At 40.1% G+C, this 21,152-nt stretch carries 14 protein-coding genes and 1 pseudogene; 7 read left to right on the top strand and 8 right to left on the bottom strand.

Annotated elements, in window-relative coordinates; translation table 11 throughout:
- The first annotated feature begins 141 nt into the window (after nt 1-141).
- Entirely contained in the window at nt 142-360 is a 219-nt protein-coding gene (locus MSSIT_RS04665; RefSeq protein WP_048170435.1) for a type II toxin-antitoxin system HicB family antitoxin, read from the top strand.
- Nucleotides 361-603, top strand: a complete 243-nt coding sequence (locus tag MSSIT_RS04660) for a type II toxin-antitoxin system HicA family toxin (RefSeq protein WP_048170433.1) — start codon at nt 361-363, stop codon at nt 601-603.
- 572 nt (nt 604-1,175) lie between these two features.
- Here MSSIT_RS04660 and MSSIT_RS04655 read toward each other — a convergent pair.
- Nucleotides 1,176-1,802 (bottom strand): hypothetical protein, encoded by a 627-nt coding sequence (locus MSSIT_RS04655; protein WP_048170430.1) that lies wholly within the window; start codon nt 1,800-1,802, stop codon nt 1,176-1,178.
- Nucleotides 1,803-1,815: 13 nt separating this feature from the next.
- Complete coding sequence (locus MSSIT_RS04650; protein ID WP_048170428.1) at nt 1,816-2,058, bottom strand: hypothetical protein; 243 nt, start codon at nt 2,056-2,058, stop codon at nt 1,816-1,818.
- Between the two features lie 1,084 nt (nt 2,059-3,142).
- On the opposite strand from MSSIT_RS04650, the gene MSSIT_RS04645 reads away from it, so the two are divergent.
- On the top strand, nt 3,143-3,454 hold the full coding sequence (locus tag MSSIT_RS04645) for a hypothetical protein (RefSeq protein ID WP_148704936.1): 312 nt from the start codon (nt 3,143-3,145) through the stop codon (nt 3,452-3,454).
- A 218-nt stretch (nt 3,455-3,672) separates the two neighbouring features.
- On the top strand, nt 3,673-4,020 hold the full coding sequence (locus MSSIT_RS04640) for a hypothetical protein (protein ID WP_048170424.1): 348 nt from the start codon (nt 3,673-3,675) through the stop codon (nt 4,018-4,020).
- 382 nt (nt 4,021-4,402) lie between these two features.
- On the opposite strand, the pseudogene MSSIT_RS21650 reads toward MSSIT_RS04640, so the two are convergent.
- The 3 genes and pseudogenes from MSSIT_RS21650 to MSSIT_RS04620 all read right to left on the bottom strand — a co-directional run bounded on the left by MSSIT_RS21650 (nt 4,403) and on the right by MSSIT_RS04620 (nt 8,617).
- Nucleotides 4,403-5,500: pseudogene (locus MSSIT_RS21650) on the bottom strand (IS630 family transposase).
- A 455-nt stretch (nt 5,501-5,955) separates the two neighbouring features.
- Nucleotides 5,956-6,891, bottom strand: coding sequence for a helix-turn-helix transcriptional regulator (locus MSSIT_RS04625; RefSeq protein WP_082088881.1), 936 nt, complete (start codon nt 6,889-6,891; stop codon nt 5,956-5,958).
- A 1,381-nt stretch (nt 6,892-8,272) separates the two neighbouring features.
- On the bottom strand, nt 8,273-8,617 hold the full coding sequence (locus MSSIT_RS04620; protein ID WP_048170416.1) for a hypothetical protein: 345 nt from the start codon (nt 8,615-8,617) through the stop codon (nt 8,273-8,275).
- Nucleotides 8,618-9,667: 1,050 nt separating this feature from the next.
- Between MSSIT_RS04620 and MSSIT_RS04615 the strand changes: the two genes are divergently transcribed.
- Nucleotides 9,668-12,790: a chemotaxis protein CheB gene (locus tag MSSIT_RS04615; RefSeq protein ID WP_048170414.1), complete on the top strand. Its 3,123-nt coding sequence runs from the start codon at nt 9,668-9,670 to the stop codon at nt 12,788-12,790.
- A gap of 879 nt (nt 12,791-13,669) precedes the next feature.
- Here MSSIT_RS04615 and MSSIT_RS21090 read toward each other — a convergent pair.
- The 3 genes from MSSIT_RS21090 to MSSIT_RS04595 all read right to left on the bottom strand — a co-directional run bounded on the left by MSSIT_RS21090 (nt 13,670) and on the right by MSSIT_RS04595 (nt 18,128).
- On the bottom strand, nt 13,670-16,468 hold the full coding sequence (locus MSSIT_RS21090) for a PAS domain S-box protein (RefSeq protein ID WP_052721513.1): 2,799 nt from the start codon (nt 16,466-16,468) through the stop codon (nt 13,670-13,672).
- A gap of 427 nt (nt 16,469-16,895) precedes the next feature.
- Entirely contained in the window at nt 16,896-17,156 is a 261-nt protein-coding gene (locus MSSIT_RS04600) for a VOC family protein (protein WP_231590419.1), read from the bottom strand.
- Between the two features lie 81 nt (nt 17,157-17,237).
- Nucleotides 17,238-18,128: a glycosyltransferase family 2 protein gene (locus tag MSSIT_RS04595; protein WP_052721512.1), complete on the bottom strand. Its 891-nt coding sequence runs from the start codon at nt 18,126-18,128 to the stop codon at nt 17,238-17,240.
- Between the two features lie 117 nt (nt 18,129-18,245).
- Here MSSIT_RS04595 and MSSIT_RS04590 point away from each other — a divergent pair, with 117 nt between their 5' ends.
- Together MSSIT_RS04590 and MSSIT_RS04585 are read left to right on the top strand one after the other, a co-directional pair.
- The gene (locus tag MSSIT_RS04590) at nt 18,246-19,688 is read left to right on the top strand and encodes a flippase (RefSeq protein ID WP_231590418.1); all 1,443 of its coding nucleotides are present in this window, start codon (nt 18,246-18,248) and stop codon (nt 19,686-19,688) included.
- Nucleotides 19,689-19,886: 198 nt separating this feature from the next.
- Entirely contained in the window at nt 19,887-21,056 is a 1,170-nt protein-coding gene (locus tag MSSIT_RS04585; protein ID WP_048170405.1) for an ATP-grasp domain-containing protein, read from the top strand.
- Nucleotides 21,057-21,152 lie beyond the last annotated feature (96 nt).

Below are 21,152 nucleotides of genomic sequence, written 5' to 3'. Positions count from 1 at the left end.
GTTATATTCTTTAACCATAGGAAAGCCTTGAAGATCCAGATTAACCAGGTCTGCTGTAGAAAGAGAATGCTACACAGCTATAAATAAAGTCATTGAGATATATCTAATAAAAGAGTTAAAAACCAAAAGGGGCAAAACCTAATGAAAGAGTTTACCGTCTTAATCGAACAGGACGAAAATGGAATTTACGTGGCTTCAGTTCCAGAACTTCCAGGATGCCATACACAAGCTGAAACGCTTGACGAATTAAACAGAAGAATAAAAGAGGCAATAGAACTTTACCTTGAAGTTGAAGCCGAGGAAGAGGAAGAAAATCATCTTGATTTCATCGGAATACAGAAAGTTAAAGTTGAGGTTTAAATGAGTAAAATATTACCTCTTCCTGCAAAAAAAGTTGTAAAAGCACTTGAAAATATAGGTTTCGAGCAGATAAGGCAGAAGGGTAGTCACTTATTTTTACGGCATCCAGATGGAAGGACCACTATAGTCCCAATGCACCCGACAGAAAAAATCGGAAGCGGAATGATCAATAAAATAATAAAAGATGCAAAAATTACACGGAATGAATGGATTGAATTGGTAAATAGACTTATTCTTTTCTAAAAAATAACAGGATTGACAATATAAAGACCTCTCTGCTGAACACCGTCAGAATCAACTAGTTTAATTAAAATTCCTTTCCTGGTAAGCCTTTACCGCACCTATCTATTAGCTTCACAGGCCTCAAAGATATCAAGATCTTTAAGCTGGTAAATCAAATCCTCAGGTTCCTTAAGAGCTTTAGAAAGGAACTGTACAACATCATCTAATGACCTGTCATAACGATCTACATTAATGTCATATAACCCAGGGAGAAAATGAATAAAATTTATTAAATCGCTGGCTATTGACTCATTATTCCGGGAAAAATCAAAAAGCTGTTTAGCATCTTTCGAATAGATGGTAAATTCAATCCGGCATAACCCGAAAGTTTTTTGATATATTTTAATCTGAAGCTTTCGCCCTGCTTTGCCAGAGTAAACCTTATTCAGAAAAGTTATATCAGGCCTTAAATCTGCATCATCTATTGAATCCTCTTTGTCATATTTGCGATCAGGGACAGAAATTCTATTGTCAGCCTTCGAATCATCAAGATAGATAGTTCCTGACTGAGTGTTGAATTTCTTGAAACTTACTCATTTTGCGTACAATTTCCGGGAGATGTCATCAACAGAAGCCGGGTAAACCTCGAAAGGCAATTCGATCTGAGAGAACTTTACCCGGACTGCCTGCAGTTCAACGCCCCATTGCTTCAGAACAATTTCCTTATAGATTTCCTTAGCCTGGTCTACAAGATCCCTGAAAGCCCGGACAAAATCAAGGACCGTAAGCTTACAGTCAACAGGCAGAAAGTTATCATCATAAATGACGTTGCAAGGCCTGATATCATGGAGTTCCTGAAGGTAATGAATTACATTTACATGGAAACGCATTGCTCGACCCCCACGTAATTGTAAATCCCAGGATGAGTATTTTGACTCTTTCCGGAGGACCTGCTCAAACTGGCCTTTTTTAATCCTTGATTGTTTTATGTGCTGGATAAACTGATCTCTAAGCTCTTTATCAAAAGAATGATCTTTTGTAACGTATTCCTCATCATAAACGAGGAAAAAGACCTTATCTATACATATACGCTCCAGGTCAAATGTTTCAAAATAGGTTTCATCGAACTTTTTTCCTTTTTCAGCCTGGTAAAAATTAGATTGCAGGAAATCCTGCAACCCGGCCTTACAATGCTTTTCGCGTTCTTTATTTGAATACATTGTAAGGCCTCACTTAAACACGCCCCCGGCCATATCCTTTAACGACCTGGTAATAAAATAAATCAGGCCTTGTATATGTTTTCTGAAGGTCAGGACACTTATAAAGGTCTGATTTGTTCCATCTTTCCATAACCTGCTTAACCTGGTCCTGCTCTGTTGGGGTGAGCTCTGCAAAACGGTACTCTACTTTATATGAGGCCCCCCTTAGCCTCCGAATCCGCCAGTGCCTGAATAAAGCATTGCAAGTTACAACCACCAAACCACCCTCATAAGTCAGAATCTCGTCTTTATGAAATTGCAGCAATAAAAAATGCTGCAACTACTTATATACGAGCGAAACAGACAGCGCACTGCAGAGCCGCAACTCTGCTGGCGCAACTCTGACATAGGAATCTCGCCGTACCCGGCTACCTAACAGAAATTACTTCAGTAGTTCAAAGCCTCATGCAGTCAATGAGCCTTGTGATGCTGGTTTTTCAGTTAAACTGCGCAAGCCCTGTGTCTTGAACAATCATATAGCCTTTTTATGCCTGTACCCGGGAATCTACGAATAACCGGTTATATTGATTTGTCTCTGAATATGAGATTTTTAATGAGCCTTTTAGATATTTAGTACTTTATTTTCATTTATAATGAGAAGAAAAAGTTTAAAAATAGTTATTTTCTGATATAAATTCTCTTAAGCTCTTTTTACCTGGAAACAAAAATATGTCTCAGGGGTGAAAATTCCGTCACTAATGGTCAAATAAGAATACCTGAAAGAATCGATGGCGAGGACGAATTATTAGATCTGATCTGAAAAAACAAACACTATCTCTATGTTCTATAAAATATGAAAAAATTTGTCTATGTCTGAGATATCCAATAATTCACTCTCAAAATTAAAATATTAAGGGATCTTGAGGGCATTAAATAGCATATTTAAGGATATAAATCGATTTAAAAACTTGAAAACTTTTATTTTATTAATTAAATCATTTAAAACTCTTATTTTATTAATTAAACCTTTTTAGGCTGGAATTTATTATAAGTATATTTATATTTAATCTGCTCTATTTTAGAATTGTCAAGCCGCAGACAGACGGTAAGACAAAAAGTTAGTTTCAAACCGGCAGTAGCCGGAAAACAATTTGATACACAGATACACAAAACCGAAGAACAATTTGATACACAGATACACAAAACCGAAGAACAATTTGATACACAGATACACAAAACCGATGGTTTCAGAAAGTCTGGAAGTTTCAGAAAGCCTGGAGGAATTATCGGTATTTAGGTGTATATCGGTATTTAGGTGTAGGAATATATTGATTAAATAAATTCTGGGAGTGGGTAAAGTCTTGAAAATGAAGAAGATAATTGGTATTTTTTTAGTGGTTTGTTTTGTACTGTCAGTAACTGCTGCAGCCGCAAGCGCGGGATATGATAACAGAGGACATTATAACAAGAAAGGGGATAATTACAAGAAATATGATTTTAAAGACGGAAAGAAGCATAAAGATTATAAGAAAAGCTGGGTGAAAGGTCACTCTGAGAAGAGAAAAGTAGGGTACTACCAGAAAAAGTGGACTGGATATAGATACATACAAGTTATATACTACAAGATAATCATGGTGTGGATACCTGGCTTCTGGTCCTGGTGCTGGTATTAACTACAACAGTTAGCTAACTAAAATGCCGAACCACAAGCTTGAGTACAATCCATTACGGTAACACTTGATGAGATAGGAATTTACCAGTTAAGGTTTACCAGTTAAACTACTGAGTAAGTCCTAACTCATCCTGCCTTTTTCTAAAGTTCTGCCTTTTTCTAAAGATAACTTTTACAATCGTTTTGGGAATAGTTTTGGGAGTGGATTAAAGCTTGAAAATGAAAAAGATAATTGGTGTATTTCTGGCAGTTTGCTTTGTACTATCAGTAACTGCTGCAGCAGTAAGCGCGGGGGGAGCTGATCAAAATAAGTACAGGGATAAGAAAATCATCAACGATGGTAACACTAAATCTATGAAAAATGATAAAGGTAAGAACATACACAGCTGGAAACAGAAATTCTGGATATGGGTATGGGTACCAGGTCACTATGAGTTTAAAGTAATAAAGATGGATAGTTACGACAAGCATCACCACATAACAGTGATCAAAAAAGTAATCAGGATATGGATTCCCGGTCAATGGGAATTGAAACTCTTAAAATTCAACCATGGAATCTTTAGCTAACCGGGGAATCTTCAACGGAAGATAGCGACACAAACCCGTACACAAAATTATTTACGTGACGAGTAACAACTGTTCACAAAATGTATAACTCAATGGGATAAGAATTACACATATAAGGTTCAAACTGAGGCACTAGCAGGTCTGTAATAGTGATTGTGATTTAAATATTTCTTTTAAAGCCTCCTGCTGCTTGTTTCCTCGCGAAGCCACTGTGTAAGTCCTAACTCATTCTGCCTTTTTCTCTAACCAATGCCGCCTTATTTCTCCAGATGATTCCTGCCTTTTCAGGTCAAGAGTTTTTAATAAAAACTTCAGAATTCTTCTCTCATATTATTTATGGTAATGTCGTCTGGTAATGTCGCCTAGTACCTTGCCAATTTAATTATGAAACATAATATTTTGACATCTTCTCATCAGCAATTTTCTTTGTGAATTTCCAGTTTATTTTCTTTTTATTTTCATTTCTTCTCTTGGTCCAAGCAGCCACTTCATTATTAAGCATTCCAATGTCACCTATTCGCCTATCAGTACATTCTTCATCCATCACACTAATCTCTATTTCTGCAGCGTTTAGCCAACTTGCATGCTTTGGTGTGTAATGGAACTCTATCTTTTTCAGTATCTTTTTTGCTTCATCCTCGCTGAATGTCTCATAGAATGCTTTCTCTTTGTGGATATTGAGATTATCTGCAATTACCCTTATTACTTTAGCTTCTGAATATTTTTCGATGACAAAACGTTTCATGAATTGCGCAAAATCTACCATTGTTCTTCTTTGAGTAACTTGAGTTGTCCTTTTCCCTGCTTTGAATTCTACAGCCACAAATATGTTTGCTGTTCCATTCCTGATATACTCATAATCATACTTCTCTGGACTTCCAGGTTTCATTGGAATGGGCTTTCGCTTATCTTCGAGAAGTTGTTTCGGTTTCTCATCGAGACAGATAATAGGTCTTTTCGGGTCGTAATCTTCTTCGTACAGGTCAAGAACATCGTACATTCTCTTTCTGTATTCAGAATCAACCGTCTCAATGCACCACATTTTTTTCAGTCAGGGTTTAATTTTGTTCTTTTTCAAAATAAGTCTGATAGTTTCTTTGTTTATCGTTTCAAATCCTTCTCTTTTTCTCAATTCTTCACAAAGGAGTGAAAGCGACCATCTTTTTCTTCCTTCAGGAGGCTTGGTGCATGCGAGAGCTATTATTTCTGCAGCATGTCTTTCATTATATTTTTTAGGTTGACCTGATCTTGGCTTATCTACCAAAGCACTTTGTAAACCTTCCTCATGATATCTTTTCCTTATCCTTAAAGCAGTGCTCCTCCCAACACCCAATGTTTTTGCGATATCAGTATCCCTTTTTCCCTGATTTGCCAGTAGTAGAATACGTGCTCTGGTAAGTGATCTTGCACTTTTAAGTCCTTTTTTTATAAAGTTTATAAGGAATTTCACTTCACTATCTTTAAGATTAATATTTAACACAAGATATAATAAGGACTCAAAGTATATAAGTGGCTCACAACTAAGTTGTTATGGTACTAGTAATGTCGTTCCAGCATCGATGCAATTACTGAATTCATGCCTTTGAAATAGACTGAACCATAAATTTCAGTCCAAATGACGTCCTGTATTCAGGTATCTTCGACAGAGCACGAGCATAGGGTGAAATGCCCGGGACCTTGCCAGGTTCCTGTAAACGCCTTTTGCAATTCAGGAATCTCCCGGTTACAGGTTTTAACGAGATAAACAAAGAAGCACCTGATTATAAGAAAAAACGTTTCATTTCAGTCGAATACTTCAGTTTACAGCGGGATGCACCAGCCAACTTTAAATGACACAACTTAGAAGCACATTTAAAATAGCATAACCTAAATTTAGAGATGTTAAGAATAGGTGAAAAGGTCAAAGATAAGTGAAAATGTTAAGTCGCTGGACTTTCAGTGATCTTCATCTATTAAAACCAGAATATTCTCACGCCCGTTCCTGAGCTTCCGAATCAGGCCCCTTTTTTCCAGTTCAGAGAGCATGAGACTGACCTTTACTTCGGAATAATTCAGCCTGCTGCGCAGGTCTTTCTGAGTAATCCTGCACTTATGGCCTCGAATTATGTCCAGGACTTCACATAGCTCTGGAGAGAGGGGAATTCTGTTTAGAGCAGCAGTTTCAATATCTGGATTACCTGCAGGTTCTATTATTGGCTCTGTTACGGAGACTGCCCCTCCGGGGTTTTCGGATCTTACGCCCAAACCGGTGCTTCTACCGGGGACTTTTACCAGAATCCCGGGAATATCGAACTTTCCTTCCTGGAATTTATTTTTATTCACGTTTTTGTGTTTGCTGGAAAATTTATAGCCTCCACCGAGCAGCAAAAGAAGCACAAAAACTATTGACAGGTAACTTATTGGCAGGTAACCTGTAGTTGAAGGGCCAATCCCGATATTTTCGGGAGGTTCTATGCTATAGGAGTCCTGAATTGGTTCTGTTACCGGATATTCGGAGACAGGATAAAGCAAGAGATCAAACACGTAATTTCCTTCCCCTTCAATCTTGAAAGTGGATTCTTTCGAATAAATGAGGGTATTATTCCGGTAATACCTGGCTGTAATAGCATAGTCTCCGGGGACCAGTTCAAAGGAATAAATGCCGTCTTTTGCTACCATGGATTGAGGAGGAGTCGAATTTATACTAATCACTGTATCGTTCAGGAGCTCAAGAGTGTCCTGGGCATAGGTTGCCCCATGGACTGTTGCAGTGACATTTTTGTCTTCTAAGAAAGGTACCCCTAAAGCTAGCGAGGCTGATGCCAGTAAAGTGAGTAAAGCAGCAACGCAAATAATGTAGAACCTCAAATTCATTTCTACCAACAAATCCATTATTGAAAGTCGAGTAGAGATCGCTACTAATATTGTGAGCAAAAATTTCTCCAGATTTTTCGAAACATGAGATCTTTTTCTTGAATAAAGGAGATATGTTCGGTTTTCCAGATTAGATCAATAACTCACCCCCTTTCCAATCCGGACTATATTACCCCACAATCCAACCGGACTATATCACCCCACAATCCAACCGGACTATATTACCCCACAATCCAACCGGACTATATTACCCCACAATCCAACCGGACTATATTACCCCACAATCCAACCGGACTATATTACCCCACAATCCAACCGGACTATATTACCCCACAATCCAACCGGACTATATCACCCCACAATCCAACCGGACTATATTACCCCACAATCCAACCGGACTATATCACCCCACAATCCAACTGGACTATATTATCCCCTATAATCCAATTTGGGTTTTATTATTTACGAGCAGGTTTCAAAATTGATTCTGATAAATACGACTAATATAAAATTTTGAAGCCGGCTCATTGCGATTTTTTTTGATGTCTATCGATTATTTATTTTTACATTATAGCTGTCCCTAATCTCCACTCGAAATGTAGATTTATTATTGAATCTATCAAAATCCATTCCTGAATTGAACATTAATTATTTTATTATCTCAATAAGAATGACAATCAAGATCGACGATTCAAACTATACGATACAACTAATTCGGTATTAATCCAGAAGTTGACACTACGAGTTGACTTCATTAATCTGTACAACAATTTACATTTTTACTTTACGAAATAAAATGTAATTGATCAGGGCAACTGATCATAATTAAGTAAGGATATATGGTAGATAAATATTTCATTTATTATTAATTACGATTTAAATAAGTAGATGATACAAAATAGAAATATATATACCCGATAAGTAATAAAAAATATAAATTACTAATATATACATTCATAAAAAAACTCTGAAACATTGGTTATGAAATAGTAGGAAATAAGAAATTTGATGCGGTGAAGAGAGATACAATCCGCATGTTGAGGCCACTTGAATTTCATCCGTAGATAATTCGGCTTCAAAATGCAGGGGTGTATCGGCATCCGATTCATGAACTCCATGAAATATTTCTTCTCGAAAAATGAGTTCATAAGTTCCGAATCTTCATAAATCATATTCGTGTATAACTACTTCGTTTATTTTTGAAGGAAAGCAAAAGCTACTAAAAAGGATTCAAAAGCCGAGAACCATACCCATCATAAGACCCATACCCATCATAAGACCCGGGAAAGGATTCTCAAACAGGAGTTCTAAAATATAAATTTTTGCAGAAAAACCCCTGTATCGGGCATCGTCTCAGGAATTGAAATCTTTTAATTTTAAATTTCAAGGGGTTTATTCCTTATTTTAAGCATTCGTATCTACTTTTACTGTAACTATCTAAATATCCGTCTTTATAGCCTTTGTTGTAGCTTTCTATATAATCTTTGGTCCAGCTGAGTTGATTGACAGGAGTGGGTATTTTATTAAGAACTTCTGTGCCGCCATATTGCTCGCAGTCGTTCTGACCCTGTATTTTACCGTCTTCGTAGCCTTTGCTGTGGCCATCTTCGTAGCCATCTTTACTCTTGCCATAATTAATATTGTCATCTGCGCTCCCCAACGCAGCTGTCACTGACAATACAAAAGAAAGTAACAGCAAAATAGCAAGAGTCTTTTTTGATCTGTCAAATCTTTTAGTTTTCATAAATTATACTCCCAATCGTGTTCAGTTGCATGAAAATAATTTATGCACTTATGAACATACTCTGTTCTGAAATCCGGTGATTTCCACAATCCGGTGATTGGATTTACAGGCAAGAGTTTGACCCTTGGAACTCACTCTCCAAGGTGTCTCTCCTGATCCTTTCATGTTCATCAGGGATTAAATCCGTAAATTGTTGACTCTATAACTCAGTGCTCCAACAATATTGACTGAAACGAAGCTCGAACACATTGATGTTTTCTATGCGGATCCGTTTACATCCGCCCTTTCGGCCATGGTAACCTATACGGATCCGTTTTTACACTCGCCCCTTGGCCCTGGTAAAATTCATTCCAATTGTCTTGCCGACTGTATATCGGCTGTTAGTGTTAATATTAACCGGTTTAAATATAAACATACTTACTGAGGAGAAGCGAATAAAATTTGATAGAAGAAATAAGCATTTCTAAACTTTTAATTTAAAATAAAGCCAGAAATATTGGATTTAATATTTATCAAACCCCTTAAAAACCGTATTCCCTCTAATTGTCCCCAGAAATAGCTTTTTGCAGTTTGGAATTTTGGTTCAATCAACGATTCATACATGTTCCATATATGAGTATAGGGTTCCCGGAAGAAAATCAGCAGGACTTGAAGTTACTGAGAAGTGGATAACATTAGACTTTTAACCGTAAAAAACCCGAAGCCAAAATGTAACGTCTGATGAACTTATTTTTGTACTTTCAATGCATAAGTCCTTATCAACTTATTATTGAGTACATCAACAAATTCAATTGAGAATATTATCAAATCTTCAGGCTGTTTACACATATGTATTTTCACGATTAAGTGGCCGAGAATAGATTAAACTAAAAATGTTAAATTGAGATGTAAATATTTAAAAAATATCCCTTCTGGTGGAAAACTTCCCGGATTTGATTTGTAAAGTTCAGATTTATTCGGGTTTATGTATATCTGAATGTAACTTCCATTATAGAATACCGATAAAGTCATTCCAAAGATTCAGGTTCAGGGACGAAAGGATGCGACAATATGGGTACAGGCGAAACCAAGAGCAAAGAGAAAACGCAGGCATCAAAAGAAGAACAGATGCCTGAAAAGGAAAAGATGCCAGAAGAGAAAAAAACGCCGGAAGAAAAGAAGATAGAAAAAGAAACCTCTACCAGTGAACCTCCTGTTTCAAATAAGGATTCTGAGAAATTCACAAAAGGGGACTTTCCTGTCGTGGGGATTGGCGCATCGGCTGGTGGGCTGGCTGCTTTCGAAGCTTTTTTTACATCCATGCCTGACAGCCCAGGACCGGGCATGGCCTTTGTCCTGGTACAGCACCTTGACCCGAAACATAAAAGCATCCTCACTACCCTGATAGGGCGCTACACAAACATGTCTGTTTACGAGGTTGAGGACGGAATGGACGTCAGACCTAACTGCGTCTATGTCATCCCACCTAACAGAGACATGGTTTATCGTGAGAGTGAACTGCACCTGCTGGAACCGGTCGAGCCGCACGGTCATCGTACGCCAATTGATTTCTTCTTCCGCTCCCTGGCCGAGGAAAAGAAAGAGCAGGCCATAGGAATTGTGCTTTCAGGCACAGGCAGTGACGGCACACTGGGAGCACGGGCAATCAAGGCTGAAGCCGGTATGGTAATGGCGCAAGCTCCGGAATCCAGCGAGTACGATAGCATGCCGCGTAGCGTCATCGACCCCAGTCTGGCAGACTATATCCTGCCGCCGGAAGAAATGCCTGCCCAGCTCATTGCCTATGTTACTCAAGCCTTCGGGAAAATAACCCAACCGGTCTCCAGAGCCGAAGACGCGATGAAAAAAATATTCAACATGGTGTTCACCCATACAGGTCACGACTTTTCCCATTACAAGAAGGGGACCGTCGTCCGACGCATCGAACGTCGCATGGCAGTCCATAATATCAAGAATATAAATGAGTATGTGAGTTATTTAGAGCAAAAACCTTCCGAGGTGGAATCGCTCTTCCGCGACTTTCTAATCAGTGTCACCAGTTTTTTCCGTAATCCTAGGGCTTTCGAAGTGTTTAGGGAGAAAATCGTCCCCAGTCTCTTTGTCGGCAAGTACGCAGGCGAATCGATACGGGCCTGGGTGCCTGGCTGTTCCACAGGCGAGGAAGCTTATTCCATCGGCATCCTGCTCCAGGAACATATGGAGGAATTGAAGCAAACTTTCAATATACAAATTTTTGCAACAGATATCGACAGCCAGGCCATCGAACAGGCTCGCATTGGCAGCTATCCTCCCAGTATCTCGGTCGATGTTTCAGAGGAAAGGCTGGAGCGCTTTTTTATCCAGGGCCCGGACGGAAACTACCGCATTCGGAAAATTATCCGTGATATGGTAATCTTCTCCGAGCATGACCTTGTCAAAGACCCACCATTCTCCAAACTCGACCTACTCAGCTGTCGCAACTTGCTGATTTATATGGACGGGGAACTGCAAAAGAGGCTCATTCCCCTCTTCTACTATGCATTGAACCCCGGCAAATTTCTCTTCCTTGGTTCCTCCGAGACCGTGAACGGGTTTACGAATCTTTTTGACATTCTTGACCGCAAATCGAAGCTCTACCTGAGTAAACAGAACGTTGGCAGTGAACAACTCCATTCCATAGTTACATTAATCCCACCAAGGCTGGGACCCAGAATGACTCAAAGAACATTTGAAGAAGTTCCCTTCGGAGGCAAACTTAATTTGCGCGAGCTGACCGAAAAGATTCTGCTTCAACACTACGCCCCTGTAGGGGTGCTCGTAAACGAAAAAGGCGATATTCTATATATACACGGTCGTACAGGCATGTACCTGGAACCTGCTCAGGGCGAAGCTGGCATGAACATCCTGAAGATGGCACGCGAGGGCTTGGCCAACAGGCTGGCTACGGCCCTGCACAGAGCAACAATCGATAAAAGATCATTATTTTACTCCGGGCTGAGGGTCAAAACCAACGGCGACTTCACTACCGTTAATCTTGCGTTGCTACCTGTGGTTACAGGTCCTGATTCAGAAAGGCCGGACCTGTTCCTGATCACTTTTGAAGAACCTCCGAAGGCTGAACAGAGAATAATAGGGAAGGCAGTTTCCGAGGATTTAATGAAAGGAATTCCCGAGAGCAAAGGGGAAGTTGATGAGCGCGTTTCGGCGCTGATGAAGGAACTGCAGACCAAGGAAGAAGACCTCAAGGCTGCCAATGAAGAGCTGGAGACCTCCAATGAAGAACTCAAATCCTCAAATGAAGAAATGCAGTCAGTAAATGAGGAACTACAATCCGCCAATGAGGAGCTGGAGAGCTCAAAGGAGGAACTGCAGTCGGTAAACGAGGAACTGGCCACTGTCAATGCCGAACTGCAGAATAGGGTTGCTGACCTGTCTCAGGCCAATAACGATATGAACAACCTGCTTGCAGGCACTGACATAGGCACCATTTTCGTCGACTATCATGTGCGTATTATGCGCTTTACCCCTGCTGTCACACGGGTGATCAAACTGATCCCGACCGATGTGGGAAGGCCTGTAGGGGACATTGTCTCAAACATGCTGGGATATGACCGCCTGACAGAGGACGTAGATGAGGTGCTAGAAAAACTGACGCCCAGGGAAATTGAAGTCCAGACCCGGGACGGCACGTGGTATCTGATGCGCATCCGGCCTTACCGCACTCTTGAAAACGTCATTAAAGGAGCGGTGATAACCTTCATTGAGATTACCGAATTGAAGCAGACGAGGGAGCTGCTAAAGGAATCCAAGGCTGCGATTCACCGCCTGTCCGCAGTTGTCGTGCACGACTCGAATGATGCTATAACGTTACAGGACCTGGAGGGTCACATCATGGCCTGGAACCCAAAGGCTGAGGAGATGTACGGCTGGAGTGAAGCCGAGGCCCTTACAATGAATATTAGCAGCCTGATTCCGCAGAAACAGAAAGGAGAAGAGCTGGATAGTCTGAAGAAGCTCAGTCGGGATGAAGTCCTGGAACCTTACCGCACCCAGCGGCTCAGTAAGGACGGCAGGGTAGTGGACATATGGCTGACTGCTTCTCCACTGGTGAACGAAACCGGTGAGGTGTATGCCATTTCAACTACAGAGCGGAAGATAAAATCAGGAAGCAGACAGCAGGAAGACAATAAATAAAAAAGGATATGCTCAGATAGCTGACTGACTTTCGCAAAAAGATTAAGGCAATAGACGGATAAAAAACCGCTAAGTGCCGGGAAAACCGGAATCGCCTTCGTGTTGAAGACAACGTGCGTTTACTCCACAGGCTGGGCGCATCGGAGAGGGCTGGAGATGCAAAAGCTATGCTTGCGAGATACAGGCATGAGAAAAATTCCCAAAATCTCCACCTGATTACATGGTTAAGGGTCTGTGGAAATCCTCTAAATAAGGAATCACAATTAATTTTAGCTGAATGGCCTGATGTTTTTTTACTGATTTATTTTCGGCTTCTTGAAGCTGATTTTGATAAATTTGTACGAAGCCAAAATATAAACACTTTCAATTTTATATAGAGTGTCTATAAGAATTATTCTCGAACCCTTAAAGCCAGGATTTTGAATAAAATTATCTTGCATTGCCCTTCAAGAAAAAACTCAGCGCTGAATTTTCTGAATGCCCCCAGGAACTATAAAAAACATAATTAATATTAAATTGTTGTTTGGCTTTAAAACATTTTATGCGGGACTAACTTATGTTAAGGAACAATTTTTCTGATAATTAATTTAAAATAAAAACGAGACGTTGTATATTATATAACGGGGAAGATAGGTCGAAAAGAGTGAGGAATAACCGGTAAGGTATGTCGAAAAGAATTGCCTGGAAGACATTTGTCCTGCTCCGAATAAATATTTTGGGGAAAATATCTTCGGAGCTATATATCGGGGTCTACAGTAAAAAGAACATAAATCTTCCGGGCTTTCTTCCGATTTTTACATGATGTTTTTTTTCAAGGGTCGTTGATTATGTTTTTTCTCATTTAAACCGCAAAAATACCTTCTATTTGATTATTGGGATTTATGCTTCTTCCACTACCTCGAAAGTAATTCTGAATTCTGTCCCGCGATCTCGATTAAGCTTGATTTCTCCATCCAGCTGATCAACAAGGATGTTTACTAACTGCAGTCCGAGTGACTCGACACTTTCCAATTCCATGTTTTCAGGCATTCCTTTTCCATTATCCGAAATTACAAGGCTGAAAAGGGACCTGCGCACTTCATCATTCTTTTCTTCCCTGCAAAGGCAAATTCGAATTTCTCCTTCCTGCTGATCAGGAAATGCATATTTGAGGGAATTGGAAACGAGTTCATTAACAATTATTCCTAGCGGGACGGCTGTATCCATATTAAATAAGGCGTTTTCTTCCAAATCCATAAGCAGGCAGATATTTTTACTTTTAAGGCTGTAGGTCAGGAAAAGGTTTTCAGTTAACTTTTTAATATATTCGGAGAAATTCAGTGTATCGGTTCCTCCCCCTTTATAGAGTTCTTCGTGTATCAGGGACATTGAGATTATCCGGTCCTGACTTTCCCTGAAAGCTTCGAGTACCTCTTTATCCCGGAACTTTTCTGCCTGGAGGTCAAGCAGGGATGAGATTACCTGCAGATTATTCTTAATTCTGTGGTGGATTTCCTTTTTGCGGGCAGTTTCGATACTCGCAACGAAATTTTCAGCCTCTTTTCTTTCGGTCACATCATAAATCGTACTCTGATAGAATCCCGGATTTTCATCATTTCCCGAAATTTTCTGATAGATCTCATTAACCCATCTGATCCTTCCATCCCTGTGCTTTATACGATATTCGAGTTCCCCATAATCGGCAGACTGAGAACTTTTAATCTTTCTTCCTTCATTGAGAACGAGAGGCAGATCATCCGGATAAATTAAGTCTTCCCATTTAATCCGGGACTTAAACTCCTCTGCTTTATATCCTGTGATCTCTTTAACAGCCCCGTGCAGAAATACGGGAACAAAGTTTTCATCCGCCTGGTAAATAATGCCGTGGAAATTCTGTATGAAAGAGCGGTATTTCTTCTCACTATCTTCAACTTTTTTTATTGAAAGTATCCGGTCCGTAATATCTTTAATTACCCCGATGGCTCTATGTATCTCCCCGCTGCCATCTGTCAGCCAGATGCCGCGACTTTCGGCATAAATGTAGTTCTCGTCTCTTTTTTTTAACCTGAATTCTACCTGGAATTTATTTTCTACCTGAAATTTTTTCTTTTCCTCAAAAGACTTTCTGAGCGTATCAAGCAGTTCGGTTCTGTCTTCAGGGTGCACATATTCTATCAGGACCGATTTATCCGGATTTCCCAGCTCTTCCGGATTATACCCTGTTACTTCCCGGACGGCCCCCGCCAATCTCAGTTCAAATGTTTTGAGATTAAAATCGAATACAACCTGCCCTGTCCTTTCAGTTGCTATACGATATCTTTTTTCACTTTCCTGAAGCTGAGTTTTTGCAAGCCTAGCACCTGTAATGTCTTTCAGTACTCCGATAGCCCCGTAAAGATGACCTTCAGAATTTGTAAGGCAGACCCCTCTGTTTTCTATGTAAATGCGGTTTCCGTCTTTTCTTCTAAACGTTAATTCTTCTTTAAACCTGTTCTCTTCCCTTCTAACATCCCAAGACTTTTCTTCCGCAGAGTTTGTATTTAGGGGCTTGATATTCTTAATCCAGACATCCTTGCCAAGTTTCTGAAATTCTTCAGAACTATATCCCGTAACTTCTTCTATGGCACCTGCCCAGCTGCATTTATCTGATCTTATATCGTAGTCATATATCACCTGCCCTGTTTGCTCTGTAACAATCCTGTATCTTTCCTCGCTTTTCTTGAGTTTTTCATCTGCTCTTTTACGTCCGGTTATATCCCTGGCGATGACCAGGATTGCGATCAGATCTTCGGAGGCATCAAAAATTGGAGAAACAGTAAGTGAGACATTTATGATCTTACCGTCCTTTCTTGAACGTAAAGTCTCATAATGGTGAATTTTATCATCCTGTTTAATCAGTTCATTCAATTCTTTTGTTTCTTCGACCAGCATGGGAGGCTCAAGAATGGAGATAGGCTTTCCCAGAATTTCTTTAGCCGAATAGCCATAAATCTGTTCTGCACCTTTATTCCAGCTAATAATAACGCCATCAAGAGACTCGGTTACAATGGCATCGTCTGACGTTTCCACAATATTAGCAAGGGTCTGAATTTTATCTTCGGTCTTCACACGCCTGGAATTTTCTATATGTTCCCATTTTCCGTTCCTTTTGATCAAAGCGAACTGGTGCTTACTGATCACATCAATGATCTCGGTTGCGTTGCACCTGTCAAGGGAATAGGTGCAGATAGCTATCAGCCGGTAGTTACCGATAATCCGATCCAGTTCTTTCTCATAATCATCAAAACTGCTCCAATCCTTTTTTTCGAGCCAGAAAGTATCCCCACTCAACCTCAAACCATCATAACCATTGGTAAGGGCCTTATTAAGTTTCTCAATCCAGCAGTTCAATACCTTCTCCGAATCGAAAATACCCTCTCTTACAAACCAGTGAGTGGAAGGAACAACTTCGATTTGCCCTTTTTCCAGATAAACATCAAAATCAGGAAGATCTTTTCTCAGGATTTCTTTTACTTCTTTCACTTCCGAAGGTTGAGATACTATCCAGATGCAAAATTCGTTATTTTCCAGTCCAGCCTTGAAATAAGGGACCTGCACATCCATCAAATCTTTTTTTGTCTGGTAGAACTGGCAGAAGTGTGTTCCCCAGGGCACATTTCCAATAATATCAATACCAGAACTTCGCAGTTCTTTTTTCATCCCGTTTCTCCCCAGTATAAAAAAATGAAAAAGTACATGTTTAAAGCATGCATTTCTTCTTGAGCAATATTCTTATTATACAGGAACCTTCTGAAATCATTTTCGCATTGATGCTATTTTTGCATTGATGATATATTCCCATAATTTAATTTTCAGAAAAACAGAGGATCATTTGCCTGACAATTTTTCAACATCATTATTTAAGAGGATATATATTTTTTATGCGATTTTTTATTTTAAAACCAGGCACCAAACTTTCCGTTTTCTCCGGTATTTTCATTTTTTCCAGCATTTCCAGAATTTTCAGCCATTCTTCAGACTTTACAGTGTATCAGCTTTCCTTTGAAGCTTACCGCTTACGTTTGACTTTCATACATTTTTGAATGCTCCACATACTCTATTACCGACCCGTCAGGATGTTTTACTGTCATGTTCCTGTCGGTAGGAACCTTATCGGTCCCCGGATGATTTTTGCTCCATTTTCTTCCAGATGAGCCCTGAACTCATCGGGGGAATCAACAAGAAATGTAGCCTGAGTGCTCCGGAATGGCTTCAAAGTTTCATCCGAGCCGGCTATGAGTAAAATGTCTCCTATCTGTGCCAGTTCCAGGCTGATTTGCGGAATATCAAAACGCATGGATGCTGACGTGCCGAAGAGTTTTTCGTAAAATTCGAGGTTAGGAGTCAAGATAGGAAATGTACAGGCGGAAGAGGGCTTGAGGTCTTTAAATTTCGTTTTTACCCGGAACTATACGGACAAAAGTATTTTTTAACTTACAGAAAACAGGGACTTCAATCTGCTAATTACCAGATTCCTGTACTCGACCAACCTGTAAGTCCAGTAATATTCCCGGATTTCCCTGTCTTTTATTCTTTCTTCACATTTAATAAAAGGCCTTATGTATCCCAGTAAGAAAGCTATTCCGGTATAATGCGGCTTCTTCATGGTATAGTTAAGCACATTTAGTAATATCAGGATTGGATTTTTATTTAAATAGTAAGCCATGTATCCGTTGTATTTGTACCCCTTCCAAAGACCTTCTGCACTGCCTGTTAATCTTTTTTCTATCATTCGGATTTCGTTAAACCTGTAAATCTGCCAGCCCCTCATTATGGCTTTTATATTTGAGATCGAATCAGCGGAGGGTTCCAGTAAAAAACCCCCGGTATCAAAAAAGCATTCTTTTGACCAGACCCGGCCCGTGCCTGAGGGGAAATTTTCAGCCTGGCCGGAGAGCTTCAACTTCCCGTCAATTTCATGGTACAGGCCCCCACTTGCAATGCCCAGATTATTGTTGAGTTCAAATTTACTCAATATCTTTTCAAAATACTCTGTTTCCAGTACAGTGTCCGCGTCCATTGAAGCAATAAAACTATAAGATATTTTATTTCTGTCACAATATTTTAAAATGGAATCAAACCCTGATTTATAAACATAGGATACGTGAAAAATTATGTCCCTTGGCTGAGGAGGAAAACGAATGGTTTCGATCCAGGGATATCTGGACACATAACGGTGTATTATATTTGGAGAATTATCAGTACTGCCGTCATCAATAATCAACCAGAGCACAGGTTTTACAGTCTGAGAAATTAAGGACTCGATGACCTCAGGAAGGTTCTTTTCCTCATCTTTAACAGGCGTGATCAAAACATACAAAAATGATTCACTCTCCCCCAATATGTAAAGAAATTTTAGAGGATATATAGTTACCGAATTAAGCAGTTTCAGGACAATTTGAACAATAAAGTTATATTCTTTTGCCGCATTGTCCGAATGGATATTTTTATGCAGACAATTAAATACCTTGCAAGAAATAGCGGGTTTTTATTTCTTAACGGCATAACAACGAATATCCTCAGTTTATTTGCAATGTTATACATTGCCCGGTATCTGGGCCCCGGAGACTACGGAATATATTCTTTTGCTTTTGCTTTTATCTATTTTTTCAGTTTCATCCCTGATATGGGAGTCCATCAAATACTTGTAAGGGAGGCTGCAAAAGACCCCGAAAAAGCCGGGAAACTGATCGGCAACGGGACAATAATGAAATTCTTCCTCGCGTTCGTTGCCCTGCTCCTGGCTTTTATTCTGATAAATGTCATAGATTTCCCTTCTTCCACAAAAAATGCCCTATATATAGCCTCTCTCGGGCTGCTTATAAGCGGCACCGGAGCCTACGGGATTATATACGAAGCAAAATTGAGAATGGAATACTCCCTGTTCTTTAACCTGCTCAGCAGGATCTGTCTCCTTACATTTATTTTTCTGGCCGCTGCAAACCACTCGGGACTCAATGTCTTTGTGCTTGCCTCGGTTTCAGCCACCCTTGTACACAACTTGTTGATGGTCTTATTTTCAAAAAAATTAGTAAAAGTATCCTTCGAGATTGATATCTCTTTGATAAAGCAGCTATTAAAAGAAGCAATCCCGATTGCAGTTGCCTCGATTTTTACGGTTGTATATTTCAAGATTGATGTCCTTATGCTCTCCTTTTTGCGGGGAGATGTCGAAGTCGGGTTTTATTCCGCTGCCTACCGCCTCACGGATGCGCTTGTCTTCCTCCCGGCAGCGTTTACAACCTCCACTTTTCCTTTAATGTCAAAATATTTTAAGGATTCTTTTGATTCGTTCAGTTTTGCATATGCCAGGACTTTCAAGTACCTCTTTGCAGGAGGGCTCCTGATTGCAGTCATTGTAACATTTGCCTCGGAAAAAATTATCCTGACCTTTTACGGCCCCGAATATCAGGAATCAGTAGTTGCACTGCAAATCCTTATCTGGGCAACAGCCATAACGTTCATAAGCGTTCTTATAAGTTCCACATGCGTTTCGAGCGGGAACCAGCAGATAATCTCAAAAACATCCATCTTAGCCGCTTTCCTGAACGTAGTTCTGAACCTGATCCTGATCCCTTCAAATGGCTATGTGGGAGCTGCTATCGCTACCGTACTTTCAGTCTCAGGATCCATGATTTTCGGGCTGTTCTGGATCCATAAATACCTTTTACACGAAAACCCGCTCAAAGGGGCCATATCTCCCCTTATAGGCACGGGTGTGGTATCCCTGCTCATTGTCCTTTTCAGACCATATACGGATATCCTTGTCCTCAGTGCTGCCTCAGTTCCGATTTTCGCTGCAGTCCTTTACATCACCGGCTGGATAGATTCCGATGACAAAAATCTTCTTTTAAAACTTATTTCCCGCAACACATCCTGATACAAATAATGCCAAAATAAATATTACTAACCTCTCTTATTATCTGGGTTCAGGTTCCGATCCGAATTCAGGTTCCGATCCGAATTCAGGTTCCGATCCGAATTCAGGTTCCGATCCGAATTCAGATATCTATCAGGCTTAAGGTTCTTAACCGGATTCGGGTTTTCAGGTTCAACGATCATAAGAAAGGTTAGAAAAATGTTAATCCTCGACCACCCCTACGTCTCTGAATATTTGAAAGATACTGCTGCAGAAATGCAGATCCCTGTTTTAAAGAATGAAATGGCAGCCGAAATAAGTGCGGAAAATGGAATGAGGCTTCTTGAGGAAGCCGAGTTTATCGAATTAATGAAAGAAAAAGGTGAATATTCCCTTTATTCCAATTCCGAAAACTCTCTTGGTTGGATTTCGGAAAATTTGGGCTTTACAGGACTGCCTGAGAAAATAGAGCTTTTTAAGAACAAAATCAAATTCAGAAAACTGCTGGAGAGAATATACCCTGACTTCCATTTCCAGGGCATTGAGTTTGAAAAGCTGGACGAAATCCGGGTTGAGGAAATAAAAAAACCCTTCATTATAAAGCCTGCAGTAGGCTTTTTCAGCCTTGGAGTGTACAAGGTTTCAACCGATGAGGATTGGGCATCGGTCCTCAGGCGTATAAAAGCCGAAGTCGAGGAAATAAAGGGACGCTATCCGGTTCAGGTGCTTGATGTGGGGAACTTCATCATCGAAGAAAATATCGAAGGCGAAGAATTTGCAGTTGATGCTTACTTCAACAGTGACGGAAAGCCTGTGGTCCTTGATATCCTGAAGCATATCTTTTCTTCGGAAAACGATGTTAGTGACAGGGTATATTTTACTTCGAAAGCCGTTATGGAAACTTACAGGGAAACTGTAGAAGACCTTTTGAAAGAGATAGGAAAACTTGCCGGGCTTAAGAATTTTCCCCTCCATATCGAGTTTCGAATAGGGGAAGACAGGAAAATCCAGCCAATAGAGCTGAACCCGATGCGTTTTGCTGGCTGGTGCACAACGGATATCGCACATTACGCCTACGGGATTAACACTTTCAGGTATTTTCAGGAACAGCGTGAACCGGAATGGGATAAGATCCTTGCAGACAGGGAAGGAAAAAACTTCTGCCTTGTGGTATTGAACAAGCCTGCAGAAATAGATCCAAAAGCGGTACAAAATTTTGATTACGAAAAACTGATTTCAGACTTTGAAAAGCCCCTGGAACTCAGAAAATCCGACCCTGAGAAATACGGGTTCTTCGGTTACATATTTACGGAAACCAGAGACAACAACTGGGAAGAAATTGAAAGGATTCTGAAATCGGATTTGAAGGAGTACATCACTTTCAGATAATTTTTCCTTCAGGTGATATTTCCCTTATGTGACTTCTTCCTCCACTTATAGCCCTGGAATTCCGATCCAGGCACTTATAAAGGCCTGTGATAAAGC

Source organism: Methanosarcina siciliae T4/M, assembly GCF_000970085.1.
Lineage (GTDB): Archaea > Halobacteriota > Methanosarcinia > Methanosarcinales > Methanosarcinaceae > Methanosarcina > Methanosarcina siciliae.
The sequence above is the reverse complement of the archived record's forward strand: the minus strand, read 5'-3'. Positions and strand labels throughout refer to the sequence as shown.